Origin of the sequence: Paenibacillus aceris (genome assembly GCF_017874035.1) — a bacterium.
GTDB classification, from domain to species: Bacteria; Bacillota; Bacilli; order Paenibacillales; family NBRC-103111; genus Paenibacillus_E; species Paenibacillus_E aceris.
On record NZ_JAGGKV010000003.1, the window covers coordinates 51,526 to 68,877 of the forward strand.

At 46.9% G+C, this 17,352-nt stretch carries 7 protein-coding genes; all 7 read right to left on the reverse strand.

Annotated features, from left to right (window positions below; genetic code table 11):
• Positions 1-34: 34 nt before the first annotated feature.
• The 7 genes from J2Z65_RS07105 to J2Z65_RS07135 all read right to left on the reverse strand — a co-directional run bounded on the left by J2Z65_RS07105 (position 35) and on the right by J2Z65_RS07135 (position 17,283).
• On the reverse strand, positions 35-1,420 hold the full coding sequence (locus J2Z65_RS07105; protein WP_240159820.1) for an ABC transporter substrate-binding protein: 1,386 nt from the start codon (positions 1,418-1,420) through the stop codon (positions 35-37).
• 266 nt (positions 1,421-1,686) lie between these two features.
• Entirely contained in the window at positions 1,687-6,627 is a 4,941-nt protein-coding gene (locus tag J2Z65_RS07110; protein ID WP_209855801.1) for a discoidin domain-containing protein, read from the reverse strand.
• A gap of 335 nt (positions 6,628-6,962) precedes the next feature.
• Positions 6,963-8,237, reverse strand: a complete 1,275-nt coding sequence (locus J2Z65_RS07115) for an ABC transporter substrate-binding protein (RefSeq protein ID WP_167061557.1) — start codon at positions 8,235-8,237, stop codon at positions 6,963-6,965.
• Between the two features lie 20 nt (positions 8,238-8,257).
• Complete coding sequence (locus tag J2Z65_RS07120; RefSeq protein ID WP_167061560.1) at positions 8,258-9,247, reverse strand: substrate-binding domain-containing protein; 990 nt, start codon at positions 9,245-9,247, stop codon at positions 8,258-8,260.
• Entirely contained in the window at positions 9,237-11,033 is a 1,797-nt protein-coding gene (locus J2Z65_RS07125) for a cache domain-containing sensor histidine kinase (RefSeq protein ID WP_167061563.1), read from the reverse strand. Before J2Z65_RS07125 ends, J2Z65_RS07120 begins: the two co-directional genes overlap by 11 nt.
• A complete protein-coding gene (locus J2Z65_RS07130; RefSeq protein WP_338111725.1) occupies positions 11,030-12,661 on the reverse strand; it encodes a response regulator in 1,632 nt (543 codons plus the stop codon). Before J2Z65_RS07130 ends, J2Z65_RS07125 begins: the two co-directional genes overlap by 4 nt.
• Before the next feature lie 248 nt (positions 12,662-12,909).
• On the reverse strand, positions 12,910-17,283 hold the full coding sequence (locus J2Z65_RS07135) for an endo-alpha-N-acetylgalactosaminidase family protein (RefSeq protein ID WP_244999141.1): 4,374 nt from the start codon (positions 17,281-17,283) through the stop codon (positions 12,910-12,912).
• Positions 17,284-17,352 lie beyond the last annotated feature (69 nt).

A 17,352-nucleotide genomic window follows, 5' to 3' on the forward strand; every position in this document is an offset into this window, starting at 1 on the left:
CTCCCTTCGTATCATTCAAAACCTAATGAGAGTCTTATTTCTTTTCTTTGGCACGGATTTTCTCCGTCGCTTCTTCCATGCGGTCCGCCCACTGCTGTGGCGTAATTTCACCTTTGGTTAACGCAACGGTCGCGTTGTTTCTAGCTGTTACGAGTTCCTCCGGAATGACGATCTCAGGCGCAACGACCGTATTCGGGGAATTGTAGAATTTGGCGGCCTCTTTCGTAAGCGCAGGAGCATTCGTGCCTTCCAGATCTGCTTTAATGTTAGAAGGGGCTTTGGATAGTTCCGCCCATGCTTTACTTTGCTTTTCCGTGAAAATATATTGAATGAATGCTTTAGCCGCTTCCGGATTTTTCGCTTTTTTCGCTATGGCAACTGTTGCCGTGTATGGATTCGCGACGAACTTGCCGCCCTTGTCTTGGCCGATAGACGGTAAGAAACCGAATTCAAAGCCTGCCGGTACATCCTTCGCCATCTCGCTCTCAACCCAAATGCCTGTCGGGATGAACGCCGCTTTGTGCTGCAGCCATTGGGATTGGGAATCCGTATGATTCAGCGCCGGAGAACCTTTGTCGATGAAGCCCTTATCTCGCATTTCCACAATTTTATTAAGCGATTTCATAACCGGCTCGCTTTTCCAAATGCCTTTTTCAAGCGAATTGATACGCTTAAAGATCGAGGTATCGTAGTTGTTCATTGCGATAATCGTCGGGTCGAGCAAGCCGCCGTTGATGTAGTAAGGATAGACACCTGTATGGATGTAAGGACTCATGTTGCCCTCAGCTTTAATTTTGTCGCCTAACGCAAGGAAGTCTTGGAAATCCGCTGGTGCTTGCCAACCTTTACTCTTGAACATCGCCTTATCATAGAACGTCCCCCAAGATCCGAATACCAATGGAATCGCATAGGATTTGCCCGGCTTGTATTCTTCAGGCTGAGCGATCAGGAGATCCGTAATTTTTTTACCGTCAACGTTCTTTGCATCCTTCATCCAGTCTGTAATGTCCATAAGCTGATCGTCGTTCACCATTTGCCTTGTGTTGGATCCGGCTCCGTCAATGTATACAAAATCGGGCGGATTCCCTTGCAGCCAGCGAGGTTTCATTTGATCGTTGATTTTGGGTCCTGCCGACTCTTTGATCTTGAGGTCTGGATTCTGCTTTTGGAAATCGGCTATGACTTGCTTCCACCAAGCATCGCCGTAACCACCGACGAAATATTGGATTTCAAAGTCCCCGGTAAGCTTAGAGCCCTGAGGCTGACTGCTGGCAGCCGATACTGCGCTTTCAGTCGATTTAGCGCTTTCGAGGGGCTTCTCCGTCACATTGGATGAGTTCGTGCTGCTTCCGCAGCCGGTTGATAGTAGGACTGTTGACAAAATCATGCTCCATGCCACTGCTTTTTTGGAATTTCTCATTTACGATGACCTCCTTAAAGTTTTACATCCTTATCATATTGATTTATCCAGCGTACAACCATTGAATTTAGTCCTGTAATTTATTGAAAAAGTATTATCTTTGGGGCACAAGTTGTAAGGGAGTATTCATGCAATCTGCTAAACGCAAAAAAGGAAGGGCTTCCCTCCGCCATTTCCATGGCGGCGGAAAGCCCCTCCTCTTTCATTGATTTTTGCTTGGCACAATCGCACCAAGCACTTTGCATTGCCATTCATTCCTGAATGATTTACTCCATGATTTTTCTAGCCACGAACGCAAGATCTTCAATATCGATTTTGCCATCGCCAGTTACGTCTGCTTGCTTGATTTGCTCCCAATCCGGGCTGGAAGAAGTTTTACCGTAATTCGACGCAACGATGCCAAGATCGCCGATGCTTGTTCTATTGTCATGGTTGACGTCGCCTGGAATTCCCTGTGGCAGCGTCGTAATACTTACGTCCACCGTAGATGCTTGCGCCTTCGTTTCTACGCCCTGCGCATCGCTCAGTGTGGCGTCGGTTACAGCAATCGTTCCCGTCGCTGGCTGCGTCAAAGCTTTGGCCTTGAACTTCAGTTCCAGCATCCCGCCATCGCCTGTCACTGCCTTGCCTAAGCTTGCGAGAATAAACCGAAGCTTGCCCAGCGTGTTCTTCACCGTATCTACAAGCAGAACGCCATCTTTCACTGCGCGTGCCGAGACAAAGTCAAATACGTTCGAATTGTAGTCCATTTTAATATCTTGCGCATACACGCTTTGCGTAACACTGCTCAGACCCAGCTGAACAGGGAATTCCTGGCCTGCCATAACGGTGCCTGCTGCCGATAGCGTCGTTGAAGCGACGTTTGGCGCGATATCGCCTTTCTCTACCGTAATTTTGCTTACCGCTATATAATTGCCGCCTACCGTGGTTACCGTAATATCTGTTACTCCCGTTTTCAAGGCGGTTACAACTGCTTTGCCGTCCTTGACCTCTAGGCCCGCGACCGTATTGTCGCTGCTCGCCCAAGTTACATTTTTATTTTTTGCATTCAGAGGAAGCACAGTTGCAACCAGCTCTGCCGTTTGTCCTTCTTTCAGCGAGACTTGCGATTTATCCAACTGTACGCCGGTTACGGGTACATCGATAACGCGATAGACATTCATTTCAGCTGCAGATGCCCATCCGTTTACCCCTGCTGTTGCTTCCAGTTTAATAAAGGACGCTTTCGTTACCGGGAACTCCGCTGTTTTCTCAGTGGTGCCTTGAGTCCAAGCTCCAGTCGCGACTTTGGTATACTGGACACCGTCCGTACTCGCATAGACATTGTAGGCCGTAATCATACCGTTACTTACCCCACCTTGTCTAGGGAGTACCCTGACTTTATTCACGTCGTAAGTACCGCCAAGATTCAAAGTGATCGATTGCGGCAGCGGATTAGACTTATCCCACTTCGTATGCCAAATGGTGCTTGAATCTCCATCGAGCACCATGGAGGCGCTGTTATTCTCTCCCGCCAATTCCTCACTTGTTGCCGATGCCGTCATCTTCGACTGTGGTACGGCGACTGTCATCGCAGGCAATGTCGTATCCTGCGCTATAAAATAAATCGTGTAGGTTTGCGTTTTGGTACCACTCTCCGAAGTCACGTTGATTGTAGCCTTGCCCGGAATTTCACTCGGGTTAGTAACTGCAACCTGGGCGAATTGATCGGATGCTGTTGCTTTGACAGACGGAAGCGCTGCCGACGACCATTGCATCTCATAGGAAAGCGAATCAGCTTGGAATCCGGCAAAAGGCTGACCGTTAATTTCAATTCCGCTTAATGCTGCGTTATTCCCCAAATTAAAGCTTAATCCTATGACTTCCATTTCCGTAATCGCCAAACACTTGCCAGGGGCGCTATTCATGTTCACTCTCACTTTCGATGTAGGAACAGCGTCAAAAGTGATCGTATTCAAATTTGCTGCAGGTACAGCCGGTACATTTGATACATTTGTCACGTCAACCCAATCCGACCCGTTCCAATATTGTACATTCATGGATGTCGGAGGAGCCGCGCCTGAATCGGTAAATACATGCATCTTGACTTGATTGATCGTCTTTGTTTGGCCAAAATCGATTTGTACCCAATCTGACGCTCTAGACTTAGGGTCCCAGTTCGTCCACCGGTTTTTCGGTGAGTTCGTATAGGAAATAATACCATCGTTCAAAAACTTTTCAGGATCAGAAGAAAAAGTAAACGACGCGCTTGCTTTCGGATAAGCTCCACCCTTATTCACAGAGACATTCGTTTGAACAGCCGGCATCACCTGAACAGACGCAACCACGGTCAGGTCTGTTCCTGCAATACTTCCTGCTACCGTAAATTCTCCTTCAGCCGCATACTTCGATGGAGCAATCACTTCCCAGGTTACTGGAGTCAAGCGATGCGATCCGTCCGTGAATTCCGCGTCAACCATGCTTGGAAGTCCTGGCGCTATACCAACGCCTGTTTTGATGATTAGAGAGTTATCAACCTTTGTAATGCCTAGGATCGATACGTTTGCAGACGCTTTAATGGATGTCTCTTGTACCGTACCGCTGACGGTAAAGGTGCCTGTCTTCGCGTATTGCGCCGGATCAACCGCATCCCAGGTTACTTGAACCTGTCTTTGTGTACCATTTTTCTGGATCACGTTTACTTTCGAAGGCAGAGTTGGCGCAATGCCTGGTTTGGATTCAACAGTTACCGGTTGAATGCCAATAATCTCCGTACTAGTTGGATCGATTCCCGATTGTGCAAATACTTTTACATGATCCGGTGCCACATTGTATCCTGTCGCATTGACTGCAATTTCACCGGCAGTGTTAGACGGCTGAACGATGACCAATGCCTTGCCGCTAAAGGCTTTACGGCTTGATGCTTTATATCGTTCCAAGCTTATGGCATTGCCGTTGTCGACACCGACAATGGTTCCGCCCGTCACGCTAAAGTTAATCAAATTGTCCGCATTAGGAACAAGTGTGCCATTGCTATCTACGACATCAGCTTCAATAAAAACAAGGTCCTTGCCGTCTGCCTTAACGGCAGCTCGATCCGGTTTCAGCACTACCTTGGCAGGTTCACCTGCTGTCTTCACTTCATCCGTTGCTACGATGGCGCCATTTTTCTTGGCAACGGCTTTCAAGGTACCCGGTGTAAAAGGAACATCCCATTTCAATTGCAAGTCTCCGGCGGCAAATGTTTTTTCGCCCAGAGATTGACCGTTCAAGAACAGTTCAACGCTGTCCGCGTTGGAGTATGCAATGACCGGCACGGTGTCTCCCGCTTTCCAATTCCAATGAGGCAGCAAATGCACCATCGACTTGCTTGTCCAGCGGCTTTGATAGAAATAATAAATATCTTTCGGGAATCCTGCTGTATCTACGATTCCAAAGTAAGAACTCTTTGCAGGCCACACGTAATATGGAGATGGTTCGCCGAGATAGTCAAAGCCGGTCCAAATAAATTGACCTGCAACAAAATCGCGATCTTTATCCAGTTTGTACGAGTCTCTAGCACTGCTTCCCCATGGAACTACACTATTATCGAATGAAGAAGTTTGAAAATCCGGATCGGTCAGTATATTCTGATCAGCCGGCAGGTGATAAACTCCGCGCGATCTGACCGCAGAGGATGTTTCGCTTCCAAAAATGACCCAGTTAGGATGTGCTGCGTGATGCTGATCGTAAAGACTTTCCGCGTAATTGTAGCCGACTAAATCTAGAACGTCTGCAACTTTTTGCGTAGTTGCATCATACATGGAAAAGAAGCCCATGGTGGTCGGTCTTGTATTATCGATTTGTTTAACCCAGTTCTTCAGGTTTTGCGCAGTTGTAATAGCTTCTGTATGAACTGTATCCGGAATCTCGTTGCCAAGGCTCCATGCGATAATAGAAGGATGATTCCGGTCGCGGCGTACCATATCTTTGATGTCGGTTTCAGCCCACTGATCAAAGAAGCGGGAATAATCGAACTCCTTCTTCGGCTCTTTCCAGGCGTCAAAGGCTTCTTCAAGGACGACGAATCCCATCCGATCGTACAAATCGAGCAGTTCGGGCGCCGCCGGATTATGGGTGGTTCGAATCGCGTTCACGCCCATGTCTTTCAGAATCTCCAGCTGCCTTTCCATCGCTCTGGTATTAACGGCAGACCCTAACGCTCCCAAATCGTGATGCATGGAAACGCCCTGCAATTTCACATGCTTCCCGTTCAGGAAAAAGCCTTGGTTGTTATCGAATTTGAATGTCCGGATCCCAAAAGTCGATTGATACGTATCGACGACGCCCCCGTCAACTTTCACTTCCGTATCCGCCGTGTAACGATAAGGTGAATCGATGGACCAGAGCTTCGGATTGGCCACCGTCATGGTCTGATCGAATTCATTCTTCCCGCCGGCGGCGATTGTTGTTTTCGTTTCAAGTACGGCCTTCGAAACTCCCTGCTCATCCCGAATCGTAGTACTTAATGTTACCTCCTTGCTCGCAGAGGTTTCGTTCATGACCGTCGTTTTCACGTTGACATCTGCCGAAGCATCGCTAACCTGCGGCGTTGTGACAGAGGTGCCCCATTGTCCGACATGAACCCGTTCCGAGGTCGAAAGCCAAACATGACGGTAAATCCCGCTTCCCGAATACCAACGGCTGCTCGGCTGCTGGTTGACCACTTTGACGGCAATGACGTTCTTTTCCCCGTTAAATTTCAAGTAAGGGGTCAAATCATATTCGAACGAAATGTATCCATTCGGACGATTTCCAAGAACTTGTCCATTGATATACACCGTGCTGTCCATATAGACGCCGTCGAAGGTAATCGTTACTTTTTTTCCGGCCGCTTCATTTGGCAGCGTGAATGATTTCCGGTACCATCCGGTTCCGCCATCCAGGAACGCAGCGTCTCTACCGGCAGCGGAATCTTTATTAAAATTCTTTTCAATACTCCAATCATGGGGAACGTCCAATGTTCTCCAGGAAGAATCATTAAAATCGGCGGCTTGCGTACCGACCGCATCACCCAGATTAAATTTCCAGTTGGAATCAAAGCTTTGTTTTCTTTCATTTTGGTTTAAACCCATATTAGTTGTTAGATCTGCAGCATGAGCCGTTTCAACCAGAAAATCTGAAGTTAATGGAATAGATCCATATAACAAGGAACATAAACATGCTATCGTTGTTATTTTTCTAAACACTTTACCCTCTCCTATACCGTAATTAAAAACTTGCATGACCATCTAGTTCATGATTCCCAGAACGCTTGGCATACTTGTTAAAGCGACTAAATCTTTCATCCTCCTTTACTAGGAATACAGCCCATTTGAAACGCTTTCAAAACGATAATAATAGGATTTCGGCCTTTAAACCATGATATATTCTATGAATTACATGATATATTCTACTAATCAATGATACATTCTACTAATACATGAGATATTTTAAGGAATATATGAGGATTTCTAAGATTTTCCCCCGCAGTTATATTTCACACCCTCCACCATTTCCGTGATAGCGGATGGCCCTTCCTCAATCATTGGCTTTTGCTAAGCGCAATTTGCTGCAGCCGATCCAACGCTAATTGAGGCGTCATTTGCCCGAGCAGCACGGCCTGCCCCATGTTTCTGGTCGCGTTAAGCACAGCGGACCAGGCGGGATGCTGGATCGGATAAAATTTGGCGTGTTGAATCCAATCGAGATTTTGCCTCATGAGTGAATCATTCTGCGCCAGCTTCTCGCCTACCGTGCTGATCGTCGGTATGAAGCCTTCCTGGATAACAAATTCCTCATAGCGCGCATCCTCATAAATAAAGTCGAGGAATTTGGACAATGCTTCCTTGTTCGTATGATCCGTCCGGAACGACATCCAAATATCTTGCACGCCTAGCACAAGTGGCGTTTGGCCTTCCTTAACCGGAATCGGCCCTTTCCCCCATTTTAACCCGGGAAATTCACGGGGTACGACGCTCTCGAAATAATTGCCTGATATGAGCATGCCTAGCTTGCCATTACCGAGAATCCGTTGCTTTTCATCACGCGTCGTGACCGTGGGCTCAGGATCCGTCAGCCCTTTTTCATAAAGCTCCTTTAGGAAGAGAATGCCTTCCACATTTTTGGGTGAATTGATCGCCCATTCGCCATCCTTCATCCAGCCTCCCCCGGCACCATAGAAAAAATAGGAAAGATAAGCCCAAATCTCGTTATCCGTCAGATCGAGACCGAAGCCGTCAACTTGTTTCGTACTCTTGATTTTGCGCGCAGCGTCTTCCAGCTCTCTCCAAGTTGTGGGAGGACCGTCAATGCCTACTTCATTGAAAATATCTTTGTTGTAGTACAATTCCCGTATCGTCGCAGCGTAAGGAACTGTGTAGCGCACGCCACTCCATTTGCCGGTTTCAGTGAAATAGGGATAAATTTTCTTCCGAAGCGCGGGAGAAAGCAGCTCATCCATGTTATTCAGCAGGCCATCCTTTGCAAAATGCGCATACATGTTCGAAAGCAGCAAGTCCGGGGGCTGGTTGCGACTAATCATCGTAGTGTAGGCACTGTCCAGATGATCCCAGTTAATCACTTGAAGCTCGACTTCGATATTCGGATATTTCGTTTCGAAATCCTTCACCGCGTTTTCAAAAAAAGGTTTTGTCGCCGAGCTGTACTCAGGAGCAACGAAGGAAATAAAAGCCTTTGGTTCAGGCTCGGACAAAGCTGTGCCACGTTCCTCTTTCATGCATCCGGTGAGCGGAATTGCTAAAAGCAAAAGCGGCACGCCGGATAACAATGCTAATTTACGCACAACTGCGTTATTCATTTGTTCCCTCCTCCATATCGTTACTTCTCCACTAAAGGAAAGAGCAGCTCTTGATTTTGCTGCGTGTACATGTTGTCTTTGGTGATTACTAACGCCTTCATCTTATTGATCGGTTCGACTTTCATCCCGTTCAAAATCTTTACAGCGGTTTCTACCGACAAATACCCCATATTGAACGGCTTTTGCACAATCGTTGCCTGCAAACGTCCCTCTTCCAAAAGCTTGACTTGATAAATGGAGCTGCCAAACCCGACGAGGTTCACGTGATCAGTCCGTTTATATTCTTTGAGGGCCCTTGCGGCTCCCAAGGTTGCTTCTTCATTCAATCCGGCTATCCCCTGGACGTCCGGGAATAAAGACAGCAGCTTTTTGACTTGCTCGTAGGCTGCGTCTTCTGTTGAATCAAAATAAAAAGTGCCTGCATTTTCAACGCCAGCAAGGCTTGCAATGGCTTCTTTAAATCCTTGCTCTCGCTCCTCTTCAGCCCAAAGGCTCTTTCTGTCGCTAATCACCAGCACTTTTCCGTGTCCACCATTCCGTATGCCTGTCAAGCTCATGCCGATTTTCTTTCCCTCTTCAAAATTGTCGGTAGCAATGAGGCTCTCTCCCTCAGCACGATGGATACGCGATTCGATTAAAATCAGCTTGGCTCCGGATTCTTTTATTTTCTTAGCCATCGGCGCAAGCTTTTCAGCATCGGTTGCTGCAAGGATGATGGCATCGGGCTTTCCGGCCAGCACTTCGTTCAAATTGCGGATTTGTTCGTCTGTATCCGTCTCGGATAGCGGTCCGGTGATGCCGATATGGATATCGAATTCCTTCGCAGCCGCTTTCACGCCGCTGCTTACCATCTGCCAATAGTCAGAGTGAATATTGTTCGTTTTCAGCACGACAGCGATTTCATATTTTCTTGGATTCGTCAAACGAAGCGTATCAACGACATGTACGGCCAGCAATCCAATGAGAACAGCCAGCAGTACGGCCAAAAGTACGGGGTTCTTATGCGCCATCCCCTACTCCTTTCCGAGCGTTCAAGGGAACTACAATCGTCACCTCGGTGCCTGCCCACCGCTCGCTGCTAAAACTTAAGCCAAACTCATGACCAAATAGCTTGATCCGCTCATCCACATTGCTGACCCCGATCCCTTTCATGGTTCCGTTCTTCGCTTTCAAAATTTGATCCAGCTTGTCCGAATCCATGCCGACCCCGTTATCCTTAACGACAAACACGATGCTTTCTCCTTGCGCCTTCCCGGTGATTTGTATTCCGCCAGGCTCCAGCTTATGTTTTATTCCGTGATAAATCGCATTTTCAACGATAGGCTGCAAAATAATTTTGGGAATGTGATGCTCAAGAATGTCCGGATCCACGTCGATAGCAAAGTCAAGATTCTCTTTGTATCTAAGCTTTTGAATCTGCAAGTAGTTGGTAATATGCTCCAGTTCTACGCGAACGGGAACCGTTTCATCATTCTTATGAATAATGGCGCGAAACAGTTTAGACAACGAAGAAGTCATCAAGACGACCTCGTCATGCTTCTTACGTTCGGCCATCCAGATGATCGAATCTAGCGTATTGTACAAAAAATGGGGGTTGATCTGCGCTTCCAGCAGCTTCATTTCGCTCTTTCGTTTGAATTCCTCGTTTTGAATGAGTTGGCTCATTAAATCTTTGATTCTGCCCACCATCATATTGAACGCCCGGCCCAGTTGGCCGATTTCATTCTCGCTGTGAACTTCCGAGCGAATGTCGAAATTGCCTTTTTCCAACTGCTTCATGCTGCTCTGAAGCATTTTGATCGGTCGCGATAGATGTTGGGAAATGGTAAAAGAGAGATATAAGGCAATGACCAACGCCAGTATCGTCCATAAAAAATAAGACAAATTGATCTGATATTGGTTGGCAATCAGTTCGCTCTCATAGGCAACTCCGATGATTTTCCATCCAAAATGAGTTTCTTGGATCGAATAAATCCGTTTTTTGTTCCCCACCCCCGTAACGAAACTGCCGCTGCCGGCTGATCTGACTTCATCAATCAACTCCGTTTTGAGATTGCTGGTAATGAGCTTTTGCTGGGGGTGATAGACAATGTTGCCGTCCTTATCGACGATGAACACGTATCCTCTTTTCCCAAGGTTAATCTGATTGCAAATTTCGTTGATCACGCTCAGATTCAAGTCAACCAAAAAAATGCCGTCTCCCGTAATGCCGTCAGCACTTTTCAGTTCCCGGCTCAAAGATACGACCCAGCGATATTCATTTTGGATAATATTTTGGACATGCGGGGCAGTGATGACGGATTTGCCTCCCTCCGTTCGCGCGCGTTGATACCAGGGCTGCTCCTCAATTTTGGCATTCTCGTTCAAGCTTGTGATTCTGCGGTCTGAGACGAACCGTCCGTTATAACCGAAAACCATGATCGAGGCAATATCTTTGCGTGTAATCAAGATGGATTGAAACAGATCGGAAATTCTTTTCTCATAGGGCCTTCGCTCTTCTTCGCTAATAAAGCTTGTGCCTGATATATAATATTTCACGTCTTTGTTCGTCAAAGCGAGCATCCCGATATTTTCCATATTGGTGATGTAAGACTGAATGTTACTATTTACCTGTTGGATGATTTCCGAGATGTAGTGCTCCGAATTCCCTTCAACCGCCTCGGCCGACAAATGATAAGAGATAAAGCTCGTGATTGCGATCGAACCCAGGATCAGGAGCGAAAAAGCGACGGAAATGCTAGATTGAATGCTTCGAAATTGTAAAAAATGAAACCCGGCTTCCCGTCCTGTTCTCATCCGGTCGTCTCCTTCGCAAGCTTTTCCCGGTATTCGGTGAGACTTGTCCCTGTATGCTTTTTGAAAAATACACTGAAGTATTGGGGGTCACTGTAACCAACTTTCGCAGCGATTTCGTAGAATTTCATGGGGGTATGCCGCAGCAAATCTTTAGCTTTGTCCAGCCGGATCCGCGTTACGTATTCCATGATCGTTTGTTCCGTATGCTGCTTAAATAAGGAACTGAGGTAGCTCTTACTTAGATGTACGTGGCGGCAAAGATCATGGATCGTCAAATCCTCGTTATGATAATTTTCTTCGATATAAGAGATAACACTTCGGACCTGCATTTTCGTCAAATCGTTCCGCTGCTCCGCAATGTAGGCAATCGATTCATTGCAAATTTCCTGCAGCCACTGCTCGATCTCGTCTAACGTTTTTAGGCGGTTCATATTTTTGAAAATCAACTCGTGGCCTTTAAAGTGAACGATTTCGTCTCCGACTAATTTGTGAATCGTATTCACAATCTCAATAAGGATCGATTGAATCTGCAGGTAACAAGCACCGATAGGCATCAATGAGGATTTCAGACTGAAGATTAATTGCCTAATGAGGGCATGAGATTCCATGCTCGTACCTGTTTTGATCATGGTGGCAAACCTGTGACTCCATTCCATATCTAGCCTATGCATGGAGTTATGCGCTCCCTCCATATCCTGAATGGAGAGAACACGATTACTCCCCAGCAAAAAGCGGTAATCCAACGCGGATATCGCACCCTTGTAAGAAATAGACAGCTCGCTTAGTGCACTGCATAATGTACCGAGACCAACGGTAACCGTGAATTTCAAATATTTCTCTATGCAAAATCGTATCACCTCTGCTAAATTGAAAGCCGCCTCATACAGCGCCTCTTCCGCTTTACCGTAAAATACGACTCCAATTCGTTCTTCCCTTGTTCGGAAGATCACCGCTTCTTTGCCTTCCATGACCTCTTGAACAATATTGTATGCCGCAGAACGGAGGAGCTCTGGATCGTTGTCCCATTTGCCTTTCGTTATTTCACTAAATTCGTCTATGTCAATTACTGCAACCAGATAAGGAGGGGGCATTGCCGGAATGCGGAAATATTGGAGCCTCTCTTGAATACGCACCTCGTTTAAGGTGCCGCTTACCATCTGCTCGAGAAAACGTTCCCTTAATAACGGCAAACTCTGCTGAAGCTGTATTTTGAGATGGGTCAAATTCTCGCGGTGCTCTGCTTCGTTGTCCATGGCTGATCTCACCTTATCCAGAAGACTTCGGAGTTCAAACGCGGTAATCGGCTTGACGATATAATCGTAGACGTTTAACCGTAGTGCCTTTTGGGCATAATCAAATTCATCGTGACCGGTAAGGATAATCACTTTGATATAGGGATATTTCATCTGAATGTTCCGGGCCAACTCGATCCCATCCATAAACGGCATGCAAATATCGGAAATGACTAGATCCGGTCTCAGTTCTGCGATTGCTTCCAAAGCCTCCCTTCCACTCGCGTAATCTCCTACGAGTTCAAAGCCGTGAAGCTCCCACTCGATACTCTCCTTGATGCCTTCCCGTACTTCTGATTCGTCATCTACGATCATGATTTTATATATAATAAGCACCTTCCTTACCCATATATGGACTATCATGCAGTACTTTTTTCCGATTCAAAAAAGAGCAGCCGCAATAGCTGCTCTCATTTAAAACGCTCGCAAAATAATTTTAATGGGTTTCCGGCTCTTAGAACATGATATTTTATACGAATTTCCTGATATTTTCTACAAATTTCATAATATTTCCTGTAATTAGTAGGAAGGGCCATCCCTTCGCCATTTCCATGGCAGCAGATAGCCCCTCCTCATTCATTGACTTACTCCATTATTTTTTTGGCTACAAACGCAAGATCGTCAATATCGATTTTGCCATCGCCGGTTACGTCTGCTTGCTTGATTTGCTCCCAATCCGGGCTGGAAGATGTTTTGCCGTAATTCGCTGCAACGATGCCAAGGTCACCGATGCTAATTTTATTGTCATGGGTGACGTCGCCTGGCATTCCCGGAGGCTGTGTTGCAATGCTCACGCCCACCGTAGAAGCTTGTGCCTTCGTTTCCGCTCCCTGCGCATCGCCCAGCGCTGCGTCGGTTACAGCAATCGTTCCCGTCGCCGGCTGCGTCAAAGCTTTGGCTTTGAACTTCAGTTCCAGAATCCCGGCATCGCCTGTCACTGCCTTGCCTAGGCTTGCGAGAATAAACCGAAGCTTGCCCAGCGTGTCCTTCACCGTATCTACAAGCAGAACGCCATCTTTCACGGCGCGGGCCGAGACAAAGTCAAACACGTTTGAATCGTAATCCAACTTAATATCTAGTGCATATACGCTTTGCGTGACACTGCTCAGACCCAGCTGCACAGGGAATTCCCCGCCTGCCGTAACGGTACCGGCTGCAGATAGCGTCGTTAGAGCGTTCTGCATGCTGTCGCCTTTTTGTACTGTAATATGACTTACCGTTGTGAAATTGCCGCTTACCGTGGTGACCGTAATGTCCGCCGCTCCCGCTTTCAAAGCGGTTACTACTGTTTTGCCGTCTTTCACTTCCACTTTCGCGACGGTATTGTCACTGCTCGCCCAAGTGACATTTCTATTTGTTGCGTTCTCAGGGAGCACTGTTGCTACCAGCTCCGCCGTTTGGCCTTCTTTCAGCGAGACTTGCGGTCTATCTAACTGTACGCCGGTTACAGGCACCTCAATCATGCGATAGACATTAATTTCAGCTGCAGATGCCCATCCATTATACCCGGCAGTTGCTTCCAGTTTAATAAAAGATGCTCTCGTCACCGGGAACTCCGCTGTTTTCTCCTCGCTCCCCATAGCCCAAGTTCCACTTGAGACTTTGGTGTACTGGACGCCATCCGTACTCGCATAGACATTGTAGGCCGTGATGATACCGTTACTTCCCCCGCCTTGTCTTGGGAGAACCTTGATTTTATTCACATCGTAAGTACCTCCAAGATTCAATGTAATCGATTGCGGCAGCGGATCAGACTTATCCCACTTCGTATGCCAAATCGTATCTGGATCTCCGTCGAGCACGTTGGATGCCCCGTTCGCTTCATTTTCCAATTCCTCGCTTGTTGCCGTTGCCGTCATCTGCGACTGCGGAATTTGGTTCGGATCGACGACCAGACCGGAATCCGGCGGTGGATTTTGGCTTACATCTCCTCCAACGCTGACGACCAAATCATCCATGACAAAATCGGTACCATTCCCCGTCTTCTTCCTCAACCCAATCCATGAATTTCCTGAAGATGACGCGACAAATGCGTACTTGAATGTTTCAGGAGAGGTAGCTGCATGAAACGTAGTCGTCGATGCTGTTGTCACGCCATCGCCAACAACGAACGCATAGTCCGTCGAACCGCTTTCGTATTTGAAACTTACCGTATATGTCGTTCCCGGAGCGAAGCGTAATGTTTGAGGCAATGTTCTGTAAACTAGGCCTTTATTTTCCTTATGCGATACTAATGACCAATTCCCGTTAATCGTATGGTCGATCGGGTTGCCGTTCCAGCCCTTTTGTGTATAAGGAGCATGCAAATTGGCCAAAGAGGTTCTAGGATCGGCGGTTGTTCCTCCCGCATTACCCTTCACAAACGGATACCAGCCTGCATCCACGTGTTCAAAATCTTCTGCGAAATAAGCCCCTGTCGGGTTTGCCGCACGTTGTACTTTCATAAGATGAACATCATCGAAAGTAATGGCGGCGGTGCCTGGTTCACCTTGCAGATACAGAATCGCTGTCGTTTGTCCAGTCGGGACATTAAAAAGTACGCGCATTCTCTGCATTTTGGTATTATTTTTAGAATCTCCGCCAATTTCATTAAGGGCAAACGAGCTATCCGTATAATTACTCACCTCGGCACCGCCGTAATCTTTGACCCCGATTCGAGCACGGCGCGTACCGTCCACTTGTACATAGACATAAGCTGAATAAGTCCCCGGCGAAAGTCCTGTAAGCTGCTGGCTGACGCTCACAGATTCGCCGCTTGCGATTTTCAGCTCATATTGTCCGCGTGTATTTCGCTGAACGGATGCAACCTGTGTATCGCCGGTTACCATCCAGGATGAGAGTCCGCCGCTATTGAAGCCCGGATCTTTTAATGGCGTTCCTTCTCCCCAATTCACATCCGGCGTTGCCGAAGCGGCTCCTTTGTAAATTACATAAGGCGTATTTGCAAGAGCATTGATGGTCACCTGACTGCCAGCCACCGACAAATCCTGAATAAACTGTTTGCCTTGATCCGTCAGCTTGTAAAGCTTGACTGTATTAAGCCCTGACCAGCTTAACGGAAGTGTCCAGGTCGTGGTGCCTCCGCCTGCATTCCAGTGATATAGTTTATCTTCCGTTGTCGGACTCCAAGGAAGCAGGTAAGATGCGCCATTTAAGACCGTAATGCCGTCCTTCTTTATGACTCTCGTACCGGTAGCGTTGCTAACGCCTACATGATTTGTAAAATCGATGGTGTCATTGGTCCACTTTAGAATAGGGAAATGCTGCATATACTTCGTCGGTAGATTCGTCGCAAACGTCTTCTTGATCATATCGTCATATTGAACTCTTCCTTGCCAACCTTCGAATGCTTCGAGCTCTGTACCCCCAAGCAGCGGATGGCGCGCGATCCAGGTATCCTTCTGATGATTGCGGATAAATCGGGCAATTTGACTGTTAAATCCCTTATGAGAGGCACTGCTATAGTCGTACTCAACATTCTGATGAGCCCAAACTGCATCATCTTCTAGCACATATTGGTATTCTGTAGCAGTTGTCCATCCAAGTGATTTAAATTCCCGAGCAAGTTCCCGGCCGTTCCAGCCATTTTCAAGCCAGGCATCCGCATAAATGAAGTCAAGATTCGGAACATGATCCTTCAATTCCCGCAAGCGGCTTAATCTGGCCCCTGTCGCAGCTTCGTTGCGCATTTGCTCTTTGTTATAGTCAAACGATAAATCAAGCCAATCCCATCCAGGTTTATTCGGGTCCACCAGGTTCTCGCTAAAATACTTGGCTTGTGGATTTGCGCCTGTGGCGCTAATGTGCACCCCGAAATAACCACCATATTTATGGCCTTCATTCACAAGGGTATTGATATCCGCATCTCCGCCTTGTCGTATGCCGATATTATTGCCGTAATCCGCATGCGCGGAATCATGGCCTTCTTGTTGATATCCTTTCAACTCAATAAACTGCTGCAATCCATCTGTTTCCAGATAAATTCTCTTCGTTTCATCCAATGTCTTCAAGAATGGATTCGTAGCCTGGCTGGCGAAATTAAATGGGATACGTTGAACAACCAGATCGGGAACTTTCTCACTGCCAAAGGGAATATTCATAATGCTGCGGAACGCAACGGCCCCGTCTTGCCAATCAACGCCGCCATCTCCGTTTACATCCGGCGTAATGACAACTTTCTCGCTTGGCAGCGGTTCGGTTGTGCTCATGCCTTCCGGTCTGTATACCCATGGCGCGCTCCAGACACCGGTGCGGTAATAGCCGGTTTTATCTACCGTTTGTTTGCGAAGTCTTTCATTATCCTTATCCGATGAATAATCTGAAATCGCATTCGTCCAGAGGGCTCCCGCCAGTTGGTTTGTATTCAAGATGGAGTACAAATAATTATTAGGAGAACTATCAACTGCAGGAGTGCCGGTTACATTCATGAACGTATCTCCGCTTCCGGATATATTCGTGTGCATCCTTGTACCTGAAAATGCAGCTCCTGTTTGCGTACTTCGAATGGAAAGCAGATTAAGATTCGGAATCTCAAATGTGCTAACTTTGGTCGTACCACTCTCCGTGATATCGGTTACATTATAATTTAATACGTTTTCGACCACTTCCAGATCAATATTCACCGTTACGTTGATTGTCGGAAGCGATAATGCGTAGGACGCCTTCGAACCCGTCTTACTAAACGTTACAGTCGGTGTATAGCTTGTACCATTGATCACGACTTGATTTAATTCATCTTCTTGACCATACATGACAGCATTATTAGCTAGCCATTCATATTGCAGCACTCTAGGGAATTTGTCATCAATGGTCACTCTCATCACAGAGGACTCTAGGGATTGTGACTGAGATGCTGCAGACGTAATAGGAGTTGTAAATGTTGATATTGTTGTATTGATACTCCCAACTGCTTGAATAGACATACATAAAGCTAACATAACCGAAAATTTTCTGATCAATCTAATCCTCTCCTTTAATCAATCTTACAACCGATCCACCTTGCAGCCTCAAACAACTGAGAGCGAAAT